This is a genomic window from Pseudomonas sp. KH_050 (assembly GCF_057838875.1).
Genome location: NZ_CM174478.1, coordinates 3,895,081 through 3,910,810 on the forward strand (window position 1 = coordinate 3,895,081; position 15,730 = coordinate 3,910,810).

The window sequence follows — 15,730 nt, forward strand, 5'->3', positions numbered from 1 at the left end:
CTTTCGCTGCGAGGCTTTGGGTGTTCTCGCTCAGCGCTTGGGGTTTGCCCACTCGCCATAATATTTTCAGCTCTTACACCTCAAGCAGGAGCTGGATTTGAGCCTGCACTATCAGCCGCTGTAGCCGCCCCTTGAGCTTATGCCCTGAGCAACATATATCCCGCCACGACGATGCAAATGCTCGCGAACCCCACCTGCAAGCCTCTGGCCGGCACCCGGGATGACAGTCGTCGGCCCAGCAGCATGCCGACGATGCTCGCGACAATGAACAACATACCCGTCGAATTGATCGAAACGCCCGCGTAGAATGCACCGATCACCCCTATCGCCGAAATCAGGCTGATCACCATCAATGAGGTGGCGACGATTCCGCGCATCTGCACATCGGTCAGTTGCTTGAAGGCCGGAACGATCAGAAAGCCGCCCCCCACCCCGAGCAGTCCTGACACAACGCCAGTGACCGCGCCCAACGCGGCGAGGGTCGCCGAGCATTTCACGGTCCAGGAAAAGCGCCCGGTCTGCTGGTCGAGCATGCAGTTTTTCTGGCCCCAGGAAGCACTGCCATGATCACTCGGCCCGGCATCCCGGGATTCGCGGCGCAGCATCCGCCACGCCACGATGACCATCAGCAGGCTGAACAGTACCATCAGCATTTTTTCCGGCAGACGATGGGCGAAGTAGATACCCACCGGCGAGAACAGGGCCCCGAGCAAGGCGATCAACAACGCCGCGCGGTAACGCACCAGGCCGTGTCGCAGGCCATCGATGGCACCGATCGCAGCCGCGCTGCCCACCGCAAACAGCGCCACCGGCGCCGCCTGGGTCATACTCCAACCCAATCCCAGCACCAGCGCCGGTACCGCGAGAATGCCGCCGCCGGCACCGGTCAAGCCGAGGACCAGACCCATCACCACACCAAAGAATGTTGCCAGCAGCATAAAACGCTCTTGATCCACTTTAATTAAAACCGCAAAAAACCCGGCCTTCGAATGGCGCCTACGATACAAGGTTTGCATCATTTAAAATCACATCCAGACTAGTCAGTGTGCGGATAAAGTACTTAACCTCTGGACGTATCCCGAATGGATCTGCCCCCATGCCAGCGTTGATTCAAGCCTTCCTGGACGAAGCATCATCGACCTACACCTACGTGATATACGAAGGTGATGACCGGCACTGCGCGATTGTCGACCCGGTACTCGACTACCATCCCGCCTCAGGGCGCACCGCAACCACCCACGCGGATCAGGTGATCGCCTTCGTCCGCGAACACCGCTTGCAGGTGCAGTGGCTGCTGGAAACCCACGCCCACGCCGACCACCTGTCCGCCGCACCCTACCTGCGCCAGGAACTGGGCGGCAAGATCGCCATCGGCGAGTCGATCCGCAAGGTCCAGGAGGCATTCAAGACCCTGTTCAACCTTGAGCCGGAATTTTCCGTCGACGGTTCGCAGTTCGACCACCTGTTCGCGCCAGACGAAGAGTTCACCATCGGCAACCTCAAGGCCAAGGCACTGCACGTGCCAGGGCACACCCCGGCAGACATGGCCTATTTGATCGAGGATGAGCTGATCCTGGTGGGCGACACCCTATTTATGCCTGACGTGGGCACCGCACGCTGCGACTTCCCCGGCGGTAATGCGAACCAGATGTTCGGCTCGATCCACAAGCTGCTGGCCTTCCCTGCCGAAACCCGCCTTTACGTCTGCCACGACTACCCGTGCGCCCGCCGCGCCGCGCAATGCCAGACCACGGTCGCCGAACAACGCCAAGGCAATATTCATGTGCACGACGGCATCGACGAAGCCGCATTCGTCGCCATGCGCACCCAGCGCGACGCCGGGCTGACTATGCCAACACTGTTGCTGCCGGCGATTCAGGTGAATGTGCGGGCCGGGAATCTGCCACCAGCGGAAGACAACGGGATTATTTATCTGAAAATTCCCCTCAACCAACTCTGAGCCTGTAGCAGCTGACGAGCACCGCGAGGCAGCGTCCGGCGGCGCAGCCGTCGTAATTCGGCAGACGCGATGTGTCTGGTAAAACGCGGTTGCAGGTTATGCGACGGGTACGCCGCCGGACGCTGCCTGGCGTTGCTCGACAGTTACAACGATCACGAGGTAAATGTCCGTGGCTATCTTTCAAACATTTCTCGTACCACCTGTAATTTCTGACAGTAGACAGCTGCGCTCATAGGGGGGATTGTCAGGGCCGTGGCAACACCTTGAGCAAATGGATGTTACCCCGCAGGAGCAACTTTATGAGCACTTCCAATCTGCAGCCAGACATCGAAAAATCGTCTGCAGCCGTTTTTATAACTCGACCTGAAGAAGGGACCACTGTTGTTGCAAGTCTGCTCTTCAAGGGAGGGGGCGATCCGGGTGCAACTGTGGAATTATTCCTGAAAAACCAAAGTCTTGGTACGACCAAAGTTGATCCGTTTTATAATTGGGAGTTCCCGGTCGGCCCACTCGCCAACGGGAGTTACACAATCAAAGCACAACAGCGCTCGACCCATGGCATGATTACATCTGCCACGGTCAGTTTCTCCTGCCTTGCCGAACGGCCGGTCAGCATCACATGGCCTCTTGAGGGCGGAGACTATCTAGGCGGGGCTCACTTCCAGATCGAGGGTACGGCGCATGCAACCATTGTCGCGACAGAAGATGGCGAAGTCATCGACGAGGGAACATGTGATCAGTATGGCCAGCGCACGTTTGACTACGAGTCTGCTGTACTTGGCAAGAAAACTGTCCTCGTCACACAGACCTCTCAAAACAGCATCGTCACTACCGCCAACGTAAGTTTCTTCATAATCAGCGGGGCCACAGAAGTACACTTTCTATGGCCTGAAAATGATTCCAGCGTTTCGCCAACACTCAGGTTCCATGGCTATGGGGATCTCGGCGCCCAGGTTGTCCTCACCGACGGCGAAACCGTCATTGGTCAGGGAACGGTCGACCATGGCGATGCACATCTCTACTACTGGGAGATTCCGTTTGACGCGGGCTTCGATGAGGGATCAAAAACCATAGTTGCCACACAGACCACCGTCAGTGAAGAAGTGTCTACCGACTCCGTTACCTTCAATGTAATAAACAAACTGCCCGTGCTCATAAGTTTTCCCGAAGATGATTCAACGGTGTCTTCGGCATTTGCTGTTCAAGGCCGCGGCACTGTAGGAGCCACCGTTCGGTTAACCGAGGGGATGATAGAGCTCGGTAACGCCGACGTGGATGGCTTCAATCAATGGAGGATCCCTGTCGAGAACGCGAGCGATGGTGAGAAAGAGTATGTGGCAACCCAAAACTATATGGACGGCCAGTCAACCAGTGATTCGGTCAAATTCCGTGTCCTCGCACAAAGAGCCGTCACCATAGACTACCCGGAACAAGACTCCACAATCCCCGACCTCTATCCAGAGTTCCGTGGCGAAGGTGAGCCGGAGGCTGAAGTCCTCCTGTTGGTGGATGGAGACATAGCCATTGGCGACGGAACCGTCAACGCAGAAGGACACTGGTTCATCCCGATCAAAGGTCCTGGGCTTGTTCAAGGCATCAACTTTGTGACAGCCAGGCAAATCACCCAATGGGGAGACTTCACCGAAGCCACGGTCACCTTTTTCATCGACTGACAAGCTCTACTACCCGTGCGCCCGCCGCGCTTCGCAATGCCAGACCACGGTCGCCGAACAACGCCAAGGCAATATTCATGTGCACGACGGCATCGACGAAGCCGCATTCGTCGCCATGCGCACCCAGCGCGACGCCGGGCTGACTATGCCAACACTGTTGCTGCCGGCGATTCAGGTGAATGTGCGGGCCGGGAATCTGCCACCAGCGGAAGACAACGGGATTATTTATCTGAAAATTCCCCTCAACCAACTCTGAGCCTGTAGCAGCTGACGAGCACCGCGAGGCAGCTGCTACGGTCATGAGGTGAATGTCCGCGGGATTCACCGGCAGTCAGCAATACCCGGCGCTCTGAAGCGCCCGCCCCCGGACTCTGACATTTCCCACAGCCATAACTCAGCTACCGGCCGTACAGTGCCCGGTCTGACGAACACCGCCGAATAGCAGGCTTTGAGATCTTCCGGCCGTAGCGCGCGCAATGCTTGCGCGGGGGGCATGGCTTTGGCCGCGGCCAACTGCAAAAATGCCTCCTCGTCGACCAGCCGTTGAAAGGCTCCGGTATTCACCACCGTCACACTGTGGGTGCTGCTGAGCGGGACCTTCCACCTGGACTCCCAGCGATGGGTATGCCCATAGACAAACAAATCGAATGGTCCGATGGCCTCTTCGCGGCCCCTCAGGTGACGCTTGAAAATCGCCGTCTTGGGCACCAGCACGTCCACCACCAGCGCGGACAGCACCGGGTTGCACGGGTTGATTTTGGTATACACAACGGCATTGCGGCATAACATTTCCAGGTCTTCGGTCGACATGCTCTTGAGCATCGCATCGAGCTCGCGGCGCAGTTCCTCGCCTTCCGGGTTGCTGTCTTGGAGTAGCGCCTTGAATGAATCACCCTCCGGTAACGAATAGCTGAAGAGACGGTGCCCGACCTTCTCCGCCGCCGCGCGATTGAACGGTGGGTCATGCGCGCCATTGGTCGACAACGCACGGTATTTCTGGCCTGGAGTGGTTTCAAAAATGTTGAAGGCAATGAACCTGGCCAGGTCCTGGATGGTTCCCCCTACGCCCCGCTCGCTCATTCGATAACGTGCTCCAGCGGTTTCCGGGTTCAGGTTGTCAATGACCGGATAGTTCATCTCCTGTTCATTGAACAACCGCTGCACGAACTGCTCTCCCCAGGGACGAATCATCAGTTCAGTGCCGCTGGAGTCGGTGGTGGTGACCTTCGGCCAATCGTCAAAGGCATTCACGTCACTGCCAATCTGCTGCCCGTGTTCGGCGACGATCCGCTTGTCTTCCGAGACCCACAACCCACTTTCGACGAATATCACTCGCCCGCTCTGCGCCCCGAGACGCTCGACCAGCGGCGCCCGGACGGCGGGAATGAGCAAGGCCGCATCATGGTTGCCGGGCACCAGATAGAGTCGATTGCTCCCGCGTGTGGAAAACGCCTTCAACGCCTGCAGATCGGCATCATGGGCCTTGATGATTCGCCGGCTCAGGTCGACCAGCTCGGCGACCGAACAGCCGGCACCGGCTCCGCTTCCCTGGCAATGAATGTCATTGGGCAGCTGCCACAGTTCAAGGAAGTCACCGACGATAATCAGGTCGACCTGGTCATTGCCCTCTTTGGAGGCGGCGGCCAGGAACCCTTTGAGAGCCTGCGGCCATCTGAAGTCCTCATAGGGATGCCAATGTCCGTCGGTAGTACGTCCCAGCCCGAAATGCAGATCGCTGACGAATACGCTCAGACGTTCTTGCGCATCCGCGTCACCCACAACCAACACACTTAAACAGGCCAACAACGCACTGCAGAGGCGACGCTTCATTGCACACCTCGCACTTTCTGGTTTGACGCTGTCGGGGCACTACACATGTGCAGCTCGGGATCACCAATGATCTGGAACTCCAGGGCCATATCGGCATAGCCCGAATCCTTGCCATAGGTATCGATGGTCTTCTGCAAGGCCTGATTGAAGATATCGATGACCCGGGCAGACGTACCACTGGCCCGCAGCTGCTGGGCCACCGCCACAAAACTGACCGACAGCCGGGTACCGAAATCGGTGTCTACCGCAAAGGGTGACGCCACCACCGCGCCCACGCCTCGGCGCACCAGCATGTTGACGAACGTCTGGCTGGCCGCCGAGACACCCAGGGTCGAACACGCCGCCAGGACTGCCACGCTACCCGGCGTGAACTGCCGTCTCATATCCGAGTCCAGCACCCGGCTGGGAAGCCCTGACGCAGAAAACGTCACATCGCCCTTGCCATGGTGGGCCAGCAGGACCAGGGCACTGCTGACCGCGGAAGGCGGATCAGCCTGGGTCATGAATTTGAGCAAGTCGGTGTTGTCCTGGTACCAATTGACGTCACGCCCCTGCATCCGCCAGTCATCCATCATCAACAACTCCGCGGAATCGGTATTCACACCATCCAGCGCCTTGGGAATGGCAAAGTCCCAACCGCTGAAACAGGCACCGGGCTGGAGCGTTTGTGCATCCTGCAATGGCTGGACCACGGTAATGCGATGGCTGAATAACTGGTCAGGCGCATCCGCCCCCAACAACGCCAGCGGCAGATTCTGCATATCCCCAAACGAGTCGAAATAACGCACCAACACCACCGCAGCCTCGACCCGTTGGGTCAGTCGCTGCATCGCCGCCCTTGCCCCATCGGCATTTCGCTGATCGGCCGGAGTACGGCCGTTGAACAGAATATTGTTCATTTGCCTGACGACCTCGGTATAAGGCTGCGGGGTCTCCAAGTGCTGGCGGGTGTTCGCGATGGACGCTGGCAGCATGGAGTCCTGCTCCAGAAAATGCGTCAGATTGCCGGCAAGCTCCCACGCATAGATGGGGAGTGTCTTGCCCTGACGCTGAGCCGCGTCAAACTCCGAGCGATCGACGTACACCGCTACCGTCGTTGCGTCCCCCTCTCCCTTCGGGATCGAGTCGAATAGATGCAAGGCCGCGTCCGTGGGCGAGGACCGCCGCGCGCTTTTCCCCACCTCCAGCAACCGTTCCATTCCGGACACCAGTTCACCGCCCCTGAGACTGGTGTCGCAGGCCTGCGGGTCCTTCTGACCGACTTCGCCCACTGGCACGCTGACCACGATGTAGTCCAGGGGGCGCAGCCCCGCAGCGTCCCAAATCGACAGCACAACCTGCGCGCAACCTGCCTGACGGGCAATAAGCGGCCACACCATCGGCCCATCGACACTCAACTCCCTGGCCAGGTCACTCAAGGTGATGAGGTGATTGCGCGCTTTTTCCCGCAGAGACTGGTCATTGCCCCTGGCCTGCAGGCGATCGCGCTGGACAGTGAATCGGCGCGCGCGAAAATCCGTACCCGGTGCCGGCTCGAGTATGCCGCCCATCAGCACGGGTCGAATCAGCAAGTGGACCTCGTCGCTGTCCGGCTCCGCAGCGATCTCCTCCTGCAGCAGGCTGCTGATCCCGCTACTCAACGCCCCGGGATAGATCCCCCGGCCAAGATCCAGCACAAAGTCATAGGGCTTGCCTGCAACCAATGATGCCTTTACCTGCCTGGGCGAGGATTGAAACCAGGCATTCCAGTTGATGGACCAGGCAGTACTCAGCACGCTGTAGCTCATTGCGGAGATCGGCATGATCCTCGCCTCGTACACCAGTGATGGACCAATTCTCTCGATTGCCGACGCCTGGCGGTCCGCCAACGCATCCTGCCATTGAGCCCGCACGCCCTCATCGACGCCCATCCAGGTAATCTTCGAGGAGGACACCTGCACCGCGTCGATGGCTTCGCGCTCCCGCGCGATAATGGTCGAGGTGACATACTCCTCGGCGTAGTTGATGACCTGGGTAATGCGTTGCCGTGCCGGATCAGGCAATGCTGTAAAACGCGAGACCTGGTAGATCGCAATCAAGCCGCTGAAGCGGTGATCGCTTTGGGTCACGAATGCGGCATTGATTTTCGTCACCCGGTCCCAAGGCACCTCTGCCGCGTCGACCGCCCCGGAGGCCATTGCCGAAGCCATTTGCGTATCGGACATTTCGATGGACTCGGCACCGACGCCGGACAGGTCCATCAACCGCCAATCCTCGCTGGAAACCGCCACCCTGGTGCCCTTGAAGTCCCAGGGTGAACGCCTGGGCAGTTGGCTGGCGATAACCCGCGTTCCGCCGTACCAGACTCCGCCCAACGCCTGCAGTCCCTGTGCCTTGAGTTGCTCGGCCAGCTGCGGTTGCAACTGCGATTTCATGAAAAATGAATAGGGTTTGATTTTCGAGAAAGTGAATGGCAGGCCGTAGATGCCGAACGTAGGGGCAAACTCACTCAAGGCAGAAACAGGGACGATCGCCAGATCCGTCTCCCCTTGCATGACACCTTTGATCACGCTACTGGCAGACGCCACCTCATGACTTCTCACGGTTGCAACGCCGTCCAGAGCCTTCTGGATAGCGCCCGTTGCCTGGTCAAATGTCGGGTTGTGGGGAATCGCGATGTCGATCAGCACGGGCCGATCCTCGGCCGCCACCACCAGCGAGGCGACGCACAACAGCAGCGCCGGGAGCCACCTGTGCCAACCTGACCAGGAAGCTGCGCCCTTGCACTCGCAATCCTCCCTTCGGCCCATCACATCACCTCACGCCCGGCAACGCTTGTCGGCATGCGCAGCTGAGGACGACTGACTCTCTTATGCACCTTTATGAATAAAGCACCCCGCCAGTGTTACTGCAAAGCCCCGTGATGAATGGGGCTACCCCATCAATGGCGCTTACCCCGCCAGCGTCAAGCCATTGGCCGGCAACGGCAACGCGGTCTTGTAGCGGACCTGCTTGAGCGCAAAGCTCGAGCGGATGTTGGCCACGCCCGGAACCTTGGTCAGGAAATCCATCATGAACCGCTCCAGGGACTGGATGGTCGGCACCAGCACGCGGATCAGATAGTCCGGGTCGCCGGCCATCAGGTAGCACTCCATCACTTCCGGTCGGTCGGAAATCGCTTCTTCGAAATGCTGCAGGGCTTCCTCGACCTGCTTCTCGAGGCTGACGTGGATGAACACATTGACGTGCAGCCCCAGCAAGTCGGCGTCGAGCAGCGTGACTTGCTCGCGAATAAGCCCCAGTTCTTCCATGGCCTTGACCCGATTAAAACAGGGGGTCGGCGACAAGTTGACCGAGCGTGCGAGGTCGGCGTTGGTGATGCGGGCGTTCTCCTGAAGGCTGTTGAGAATGCCGATATCGGTACGATCCAGTTTGCGCATGAGACAAAACCACCTGCTTTTTGTGTTTATGCAGATTTTTTATCCTCAAATGACTTAAAGCGCAACGAAACAGAGATAAATATTCTTCTTGGCGAGGCCTATGATTGTTGTAGGACAGGATTTCTTTTACCCAAAGAAAGATCGTCAGCTAGCGCGCCCACTACAAGAAATTCACAAGATAGAGCGTAGAAGCCATGAACCAACCGTACGAACCGCTGCACCTGCACGTTCCCGAACCTTCGGGCCGTCCTGGCTGCAAAACCGACTTCTCCTACCTGCGTCTGACCGACGCCGGCACGGTGCGCAAACCCCCAATCGACGTTGAACCCGCCGACACGGCCGACCTGGCCAAGGGCCTGATCCGCGTGCTCGACGACCAGGGCAATGCCCTCGGCCCGTGGGCCGAAGGCGTGCCGGTCGAGATCCTGCGAAAAGGCATGCGTGCCATGCTCAAGACGCGGATCTTCGACAACCGCATGGTGGTCGCCCAGCGTCAGAAGAAAATGTCGTTCTATATGCAGAGCCTTGGCGAAGAAGCCATCGGCAGCGCCCAGGCCCTGGCCTTGAACATCGACGACATGTGCTTCCCCACCTACCGTCAGCAAAGCATTCTGATGGCGCGGGAAGTACCGCTGGTGGACCTCATCTGCCAACTGCTGTCCAACGAGCGTGATCCGCTCAAGGGCCGCCAGCTGCCGATCATGTACTCGGTGCGCGACCACGGCTTCTTCACCATTTCCGGCAACCTGGCCACCCAATTCGTACAGGGTGTGGGCTGGGGCATGGCTTCGGCGATCAAGGGCGACACCAAAATCGCCTCGGCCTGGATCGGCGACGGCGCCACCGCCGAATCGGACTTCCACACCGCTCTGACCTTCGCCCACGTTTACCGTGCGCCGGTAATCCTCAACGTGGTCAACAACCAGTGGGCGATCTCCACGTTCCAGGCGATCGCCGGTGGTGAAGCCACTACCTTCGCCGGTCGTGGCGTCGGTTGCGGCATCGCTTCCCTGCGGGTCGATGGCAACGATTTCGTCGCGGTCTATGCCGCCTCTGCCTGGGCCGCCGAACGCGCGCGCCGCAACCTCGGCCCGACCATGCTCGAATGGGTCACCTACCGCGCAGGTCCGCACTCGACGTCCGATGATCCGTCCAAATACCGTCCTGCCGACGACTGGAGCCACTTCCCGCTGGGCGACCCGATTGCGCGCCTCAAGCAGCATTTGATGAAAATCGGTCACTGGTCCGAAGAGGAACACACCGCCGTCAGCGCCGAACTGGAAGCCGAAGTGATTGCCGCGCAAAAAGAAGCCGAGCAGTACGGCACCCTCGCCGGTGGCCAGACGCCAAGCGCCGCGACGATGTTCGAAGACGTCTATAAAGAGATGCCGGAGCACTTGAAGCGCCAGCGTCAAGAGTTGGGGATCTGACATGAACGATCACAACAACACTATCCAAGTGGAAACCGCCATGACCACCACCACCATGACCATGATCCAGGCCCTGCGCTCGGCCATGGACGTGATGCTTGAGCGCGACGACAACGTGGTGGTCTTCGGCCAGGACGTCGGCTACTTCGGCGGCGTGTTCCGTTGCACCGAAGGCCTGCAGAACAAGTACGGCACCTCCCGGGTGTTCGACGCGCCGATCTCTGAAAGCGGGATCGTCGGCGTCGCCGTGGGCATGGGCGCCTACGGCCTGCGGCCGGTGGCCGAGATCCAGTTCGCCGATTACGTCTACCCGGCGTCGGACCAGATCATTTCCGAAGCCGCACGCCTGCGCTATCGCTCGGCCGGCGAGTTCACCGCGCCGATGACCCTGCGCATGCCTTGTGGCGGCGGCATCTACGGCGGCCAGACCCACAGCCAGAGCATCGAGGCGATGTTCACCCAGGTCTGCGGCCTGCGCACGGTGATGCCATCCAACCCCTATGACGCCAAAGGCCTGTTGATCGCCTCCATCGAAAACGATGACCCGGTGATCTTTCTCGAGCCCAAGCGCCTGTACAACGGCCCGTTCGACGGCCACCACGACCGCCCGGTAACCCCGTGGTCGAAACATCCGGCCGCGCAAGTGCCGGACGGTTACTACACCGTGCCGCTGGACGTGGCGGCCATCGCCCGTCCGGGCAAGGATGTCACCATCCTCACCTACGGCACCACGGTCTATGTGTCGCAAGTCGCGGCTGAAGAAACCGGTGTCGACGCTGAAGTGATCGACCTGCGCAGCCTGTGGCCGCTGGACCTGGACACCATCGTCAAGTCAGTGAAGAAAACCGGACGTTGCGTGATCGTTCACGAAGCGACCCGAACTTGCGGTTTCGGCGCCGAACTGGTCGCCCTGGTGCAAGAGCACTGCTTCCACTATCTGGAAGCGCCTATCGAGCGCGTCACCGGTTGGGACACCCCCTACCCGCACGCACAAGAGTGGGCGTATTTCCCTGGTCCGTCCCGAGTGGGCGCGGCTTTGAAACGGGTTATGGAGGTCTGAATGGGCACGCACGTTATTAAAATGCCGGACATTGGCGAAGGCATTGCAGAAGTTGAATTGTCGGTGTGGCACGTCAAGGTCGGCGACATGGTCGTCGAAGATCAGGTACTGGCCGATGTCATGACCGACAAAGCGATGGTCGACATCCCTTCGCCGGTGAATGGCAAGGTCATCGCCCTCGGCGGTGTACCGGGCGAAGTCATGGCGGTTGGCAGCATCCTGATCAGTATTGAAGTCGAAGGCGCGGGCAACGTTAAAGAGTCGGCTCAGCCTGCGGCCGCTGTCGTTAAAGAAGTACCGGTTGCGGCACCGAAAGTTGAAGCTGCAGTGGAAAGCAAACCGGTCGCAGCCCCGCGCCCAGCCGCCGTTTGCCAGGGCCCGATGGTTGCTCGCGAGGCCGATGAACGTCCGCTGGCCTCCCCGGCCGTGCGCAAACATGCGCTCGATCTCGGCATCCAATTGCGTCTGGTCCGCGGCACCGGCCCTGCCGGGCGGGTTCTGCACGAAGACCTCGACGCCTATCTGGCTCAGGGTCAACAGCCGCAATCGACCGCTGCTGCCGCATACGCCGAGCGTAACGACGAAGAGCAAATCCCGGTCATCGGCATGCGCCGCAAGATCGCCCAGCGCATGCAGGAAGCCACCCAGCGCGCCGCGCACTTCAGTTATGTCGAGGAAATCGACGTCACCGCCGTGGAAGAACTGCGCGCGCACCTGAACGAAAAACACGGTGCGACCCGCGGCAAGCTGACCTTGCTGCCGTTCCTGGTCCGCGCCCTGGTCGTGGCCCTGCGGGACTTCCCGCAGATCAATGCCCGTTACGACGACGAAGCCCAGGTCATCACCCGCCTCGGCGCGGTGCATGTCGGCGTCGCCACCCAGAGCAACATTGGCTTGATGGTACCGGTGGTGCGCCACGCCGAAGCCCGCAGCCTGTGGGACAGCGCCGCGGAAATCTCCCGCCTGGCGACTGCCGCGCGCAACGGCAAGGCCAGCCGCGACGAACTGTCCGGCTCGACCATCACCCTGACCAGCCTTGGCGCCCTCGGTGGCATCGTCAGCACCCCGGTGCTGAACCTGCCGGAAGTGGCGATCGTCGGCGTCAACAAGATCGTCGAACGGCCGATGGTGATCAAAGACCAGATCGTGATCCGCAAGATGATGAACCTCTCCAGTTCCTTCGACCATCGGGTAGTCGATGGCATGGACGCGGCGCAATTCATCCAGGCCATTCGCGGCCTGCTCGAACAACCCGCCACGCTGTTTGTTGAATAGGCATTTGGGGAGCAAGGCATGCAACAGACTCTGAACACCAAGCTGCTGATCATCGGCGGCGGCCCTGGCGGCTATGTGGCGGCGATTCGCGCCGGGCAACTGGGCATTTCGACCATTCTGGTGGAAGGCCAGTCGCTGGGCGGCACCTGCCTGAACATCGGCTGCATTCCGTCCAAGGCACTGATCCACGTCGCCGAACAGTTCCACCAGACGCAGCACCACAGCCAGCATTCGGCACTGGGCATCAGCGTTTCGGCGCCGACCCTCGACATCAGCAAGAGCGTCGAGTGGAAGGACGGCATCGTTGATCGCCTGACCACCGGCGTCGCGGCACTGCTGAAAAAGAACAAAGTCCAGGTAATTCAAGGCTGGGCCAAGGTAATCGACGGCAAAACCGTTGAGGTCGGTGACACGCGCATCCAGTGTGAACACCTGCTGCTGGCCACCGGCTCGAAAAGCGTCAACCTGCCGATGCTGCCTATCGGCGGGCCGATCATTTCCTCCACCGAAGCCCTGGCGCCAACCTCCGTTCCAAAACGGCTGATCGTGGTCGGCGGCGGTTACATCGGGCTGGAGTTGGGGATTGCCTATCGCAAGCTCGGCGCCGAGGTCAGTGTGGTCGAGGCTCAGGATCGCATCCTGCCAGCCTACGATGCCGAGCTGACGCAGCCTGTACACGATGAACTGAAAAAACTCGGTGTGAAGCTTTACGTGAAGCACAGCGTCGAAGGCTTTGATTCACAAGGAAATACCCTGCAAGTTCGTGACCCGAGTGGTGACATCCTGAACCTGGAAACCGATCAGGTGCTGGTGGCTGTCGGTCGCAAGGCCAACACCCAAGGCTGGAACCTCGAAGCCCTGAATCTGGACATGAACGGTTCGGCGATCAAGATCGACAACCGCTGCCAGACCAGCATGCGCAACGTGTATGCCATCGGCGACCTGAGCGGCGAACCGATGCTCGCCCACCGGGCCATGGCTCAAGGCGAAATGGTTGCCGAGCTGATCAGCGGTAAATCCCGCGAGTTCAACCCGACTGCTATTGCCGCCGTGTGCTTCACCGACCCGGAACTGGTGGTGGTCGGCAAGACCCCGGACGAAGCCAAGGCTGCCGGTTGGGACTGCATTGTTTCCAGCTTCCCGTTTGCGGCCAATGGCCGGGCGATGACCCTGGAGTCCAAAAGCGGCTTCGTGCGGGTCGTGGCGCGGCGGGACAATCATGTGATTGTCGGCTGGCAGGCGGTGGGCGTGGGCGTTTCGGAGTTGTCGACGGCATTTGGCCAGAGCCTGGAAATGGGCGCTCGGCTGGAAGACATCGCCGGCACCATCCATGCGCATCCGACGCTCGGTGAAGCGGTGCAGGAAGCGGCGTTGCGTGCCCTGGGGCATGCACTGCATCTATAAGCTGCCGCAGCCCCCCGTAGCAGCTACCGAGCAACGCGAGGCAGCGTTCGGCGGCGAAGCCGTCGCAAAAACCTGCCACCGCGGTTTTTCAGACGAACCGCATCCGCCGGATTACGACGGCTGCGCCGTCGAACGCAGGCTCGCGCTGCTCGCCAGCTGCTACGGATCGCATTTACGGGCTGCGAAACCGCCCCGGAATGAAGTATTGTTGTACCCATCCAGAAAAACGTCAGAAGCCTTGAACCGTTGCGACGGTTGTTAAGCGATAGAGGGTGTCATGGGTAACGAGAGCATCAATTGGGACAAGCTGGGTTTTGACTACATCAAGACAGACAAGCGCTATCTGTCGCACTGGCGCGATGGCGCCTGGGACAAAGGCACCCTGACCGAAGACAATGTGCTGCACATCAGCGAAGGCTCCACAGCCCTTCACTATGGCCAGCAGTGCTTCGAAGGGCTGAAGGCCTATCGCTGCAAGGACGGTTCGATCAACCTGTTCCGTCCGGACCAGAACGCGGCGCGCATGCAGCGCAGCTGCAGCCGTCTGCTGATGCCGCACGTGCCGACCGAAGCCTTCATCGAAGCCTGCAAGCAAGTCGTGCGCGCCAACGAGCGCTTCATCCCGCCTTACGGCACCGGCGGCGCGCTGTACCTGCGCCCGTTCGTGATCGGCGTAGGCGATAACATCGGCGTGCGCACCGCACCCGAGTTCCTCTTCTCGATCTTCTGCATCCCGGTCGGCGCCTACTTCAAGGGTGGCCTGACCCCGCACAAGTTCCTGATCTCCAGCTACGACCGCGCCGCGCCACAAGGCACCGGTGCGGCCAAGGTCGGTGGCAACTACGCCGCCAGCCTGATGCCCGGCTCCGAAGCCAAGAAGGCGCACTACGCCGACTGCATTTACCTGGATCCGATGACCCACACAAAAATCGAGGAAGTCGGCTCGGCCAACTTCTTCGGTATCACCCATGACAACAAGTTCGTCACGCCGAATTCCCCTTCGGTGTTGCCAGGCATCACCCGCCTGTCCCTGATCGAACTGGCCAAATCGCGCCTGGGCCTGGAAGTGGTCGAAGGCGACGTGTTCATCGACAAGTTGTCCGACTTCAAGGAAGCCGGCGCCTGCGGTACTGCCGCGGTGATCACCCCGATCGGCGGCATCAGCTACAACGACAAACTGCACGTGTTCCACAGCGAAACCGAAGTCGGCCCGATCACCCAGAAGCTCTACACAGAACTGACTGGCGTGCAAACTGGCGATATCGAAGCGCCAGCAGGCTGGATCGTCAAGGTCTGATCTGACGGGGCCTCGCCCCATGCAGCACTCAGCCCACCCCTCGCTTCGGCGGTGGGTGGGCTTTTTGTTGCACGGCAATCTGCATCACCGGCGACCGTTAGTCGCTCTCGCCGGTAATGCAAACGTTCCCTGCACGAACATCATCTAGTCTGAGAGCAACACTCAGCTGGAGTTTGACCGATGTCGTTAGCTGATGAGCGCCTGCCCAACTCCGACCGAGGTAAGGAAACCCGGCTGTTTCTCTTCCTGGTTGCCTGCCTGTTCCCCATGCTATCTGTCGCCCTGGTCGGTGGTTATGGTTTCTTCATCTGGTTCATACAAATGATCTTCGGTCCACCCGGGCCACCCAACTGATGCGCCTTTGTTGAATCTATTGGGAGTA

The 15,730-nt window shown here is 59.9% G+C and carries 12 protein-coding genes and 1 pseudogene; 9 read left to right on the forward strand and 4 right to left on the reverse strand.

All coding sequences use genetic code 11. The features are described from left to right. Window positions 1-137 precede the first annotated feature (137 nt). Window positions 138-938 (reverse strand): sulfite exporter TauE/SafE family protein, encoded by an 801-nt coding sequence (locus AC3IUA_RS17600; protein ID WP_489355789.1) that lies wholly within the window; start codon window positions 936-938, stop codon window positions 138-140. Window positions 939-1,096: 158 nt separating this feature from the next. Here AC3IUA_RS17600 and AC3IUA_RS17605 point away from each other — a divergent pair, with 158 nt between their 5' ends. The 3 genes and pseudogenes from AC3IUA_RS17605 to AC3IUA_RS17615 form a co-directional block, all read left to right on the forward strand. Then, the gene (locus AC3IUA_RS17605; RefSeq protein WP_489355791.1) at window positions 1,097-1,960 is read left to right on the forward strand and encodes an MBL fold metallo-hydrolase; all 864 of its coding nucleotides are present in this window, start codon (window positions 1,097-1,099) and stop codon (window positions 1,958-1,960) included. A 299-nt stretch (window positions 1,961-2,259) separates the two neighbouring features. Further along, window positions 2,260-3,633 (forward strand): hypothetical protein, encoded by a 1,374-nt coding sequence (locus AC3IUA_RS17610; RefSeq protein WP_489355793.1) that lies wholly within the window; start codon window positions 2,260-2,262, stop codon window positions 3,631-3,633. 34 nt (window positions 3,634-3,667) lie between these two features. Then, window positions 3,668-3,889: pseudogene (locus AC3IUA_RS17615) on the forward strand (MBL fold metallo-hydrolase); the annotation flags it as partial. Between the two features lie 65 nt (window positions 3,890-3,954). Here AC3IUA_RS17615 and AC3IUA_RS17620 read toward each other — a convergent pair. The 3 genes from AC3IUA_RS17620 to bkdR form a co-directional block, all read right to left on the reverse strand. Next, window positions 3,955-5,463: a metallophosphoesterase gene (locus AC3IUA_RS17620; RefSeq protein ID WP_489355794.1), complete on the reverse strand. Its 1,509-nt coding sequence runs from the start codon at window positions 5,461-5,463 to the stop codon at window positions 3,955-3,957. Then, window positions 5,460-8,132, reverse strand: coding sequence for a TRAP transporter substrate-binding protein (locus AC3IUA_RS17625; RefSeq protein WP_489355796.1), 2,673 nt, complete (start codon window positions 8,130-8,132; stop codon window positions 5,460-5,462). The genes AC3IUA_RS17620 and AC3IUA_RS17625 overlap by 4 nt, the downstream gene beginning before the upstream one ends. 261 nt (window positions 8,133-8,393) lie before the next feature. Then, window positions 8,394-8,882, reverse strand: coding sequence for a Bkd operon transcriptional regulator BkdR (gene bkdR / locus AC3IUA_RS17630; protein ID WP_018929722.1), 489 nt, complete (start codon window positions 8,880-8,882; stop codon window positions 8,394-8,396). A 194-nt stretch (window positions 8,883-9,076) separates the two neighbouring features. Here bkdR and AC3IUA_RS17635 point away from each other — a divergent pair, with 194 nt between their 5' ends. From AC3IUA_RS17635 to napE, 6 genes are all read left to right on the forward strand, one after another. Beyond that, window positions 9,077-10,312, forward strand: coding sequence for a 3-methyl-2-oxobutanoate dehydrogenase (2-methylpropanoyl-transferring) subunit alpha (locus AC3IUA_RS17635; protein ID WP_489355797.1), 1,236 nt, complete (start codon window positions 9,077-9,079; stop codon window positions 10,310-10,312). A gap of 1 nt (window position 10,313) precedes the next feature. Beyond that, complete coding sequence (locus AC3IUA_RS17640) at window positions 10,314-11,372, forward strand: alpha-ketoacid dehydrogenase subunit beta (protein ID WP_489355799.1); 1,059 nt, start codon at window positions 10,314-10,316, stop codon at window positions 11,370-11,372. Beyond that, window positions 11,373-12,647 carry a dihydrolipoamide acetyltransferase family protein gene (locus AC3IUA_RS17645; protein ID WP_489355800.1) on the forward strand — a complete coding sequence of 425 codons (1,275 nt, stop codon included), beginning with the start codon at window positions 11,373-11,375 and terminating at the stop codon, window positions 12,645-12,647. 18 nt (window positions 12,648-12,665) lie between these two features. Next, the gene (gene lpdA / locus AC3IUA_RS17650; RefSeq protein ID WP_489355802.1) at window positions 12,666-14,051 is read left to right on the forward strand and encodes a dihydrolipoyl dehydrogenase; all 1,386 of its coding nucleotides are present in this window, start codon (window positions 12,666-12,668) and stop codon (window positions 14,049-14,051) included. 277 nt (window positions 14,052-14,328) lie between these two features. Then, complete coding sequence (locus tag AC3IUA_RS17655) at window positions 14,329-15,348, forward strand: branched-chain amino acid aminotransferase (protein WP_489355804.1); 1,020 nt, start codon at window positions 14,329-14,331, stop codon at window positions 15,346-15,348. A 180-nt stretch (window positions 15,349-15,528) separates the two neighbouring features. Further along, window positions 15,529-15,702: a periplasmic nitrate reductase, NapE protein gene (napE, locus tag AC3IUA_RS17660; protein WP_489355806.1), complete on the forward strand. Its 174-nt coding sequence runs from the start codon at window positions 15,529-15,531 to the stop codon at window positions 15,700-15,702. The last annotated feature ends 28 nt before the right edge of the window (window positions 15,703-15,730 follow it).

Coding starts and splice junctions, on each gene's coding strand:
- AC3IUA_RS17605 (WP_489355791.1), top strand. CDS start 1,097: ATGCCAGCGTTGATTCAAGCCTTCCTGGACGAAGCATCATCGACCTAC.
- AC3IUA_RS17645 (WP_489355800.1), top strand. CDS start 11,373: ATGGGCACGCACGTTATTAAAATGCCGGACATTGGCGAAGGCATTGCA.
- AC3IUA_RS17620 (WP_489355794.1), bottom strand. CDS start 5,463: ATGAAGCGTCGCCTCTGCAGTGCGTTGTTGGCCTGTTTAAGTGTGTTG.
- AC3IUA_RS17640 (WP_489355799.1), top strand. CDS start 10,314: ATGAACGATCACAACAACACTATCCAAGTGGAAACCGCCATGACCACC.
- napE (WP_489355806.1), top strand. CDS start 15,529: ATGTCGTTAGCTGATGAGCGCCTGCCCAACTCCGACCGAGGTAAGGAA.
- bkdR (WP_018929722.1), bottom strand. CDS start 8,882: ATGCGCAAACTGGATCGTACCGATATCGGCATTCTCAACAGCCTTCAG.
- AC3IUA_RS17635 (WP_489355797.1), top strand. CDS start 9,077: ATGAACCAACCGTACGAACCGCTGCACCTGCACGTTCCCGAACCTTCG.
- AC3IUA_RS17610 (WP_489355793.1), top strand. CDS start 2,260: ATGAGCACTTCCAATCTGCAGCCAGACATCGAAAAATCGTCTGCAGCC.
- lpdA (WP_489355802.1), top strand. CDS start 12,666: ATGCAACAGACTCTGAACACCAAGCTGCTGATCATCGGCGGCGGCCCT.
- AC3IUA_RS17600 (WP_489355789.1), bottom strand. CDS start 938: ATGCTGCTGGCAACATTCTTTGGTGTGGTGATGGGTCTGGTCCTCGGC.
- AC3IUA_RS17655 (WP_489355804.1), top strand. CDS start 14,329: ATGGGTAACGAGAGCATCAATTGGGACAAGCTGGGTTTTGACTACATC.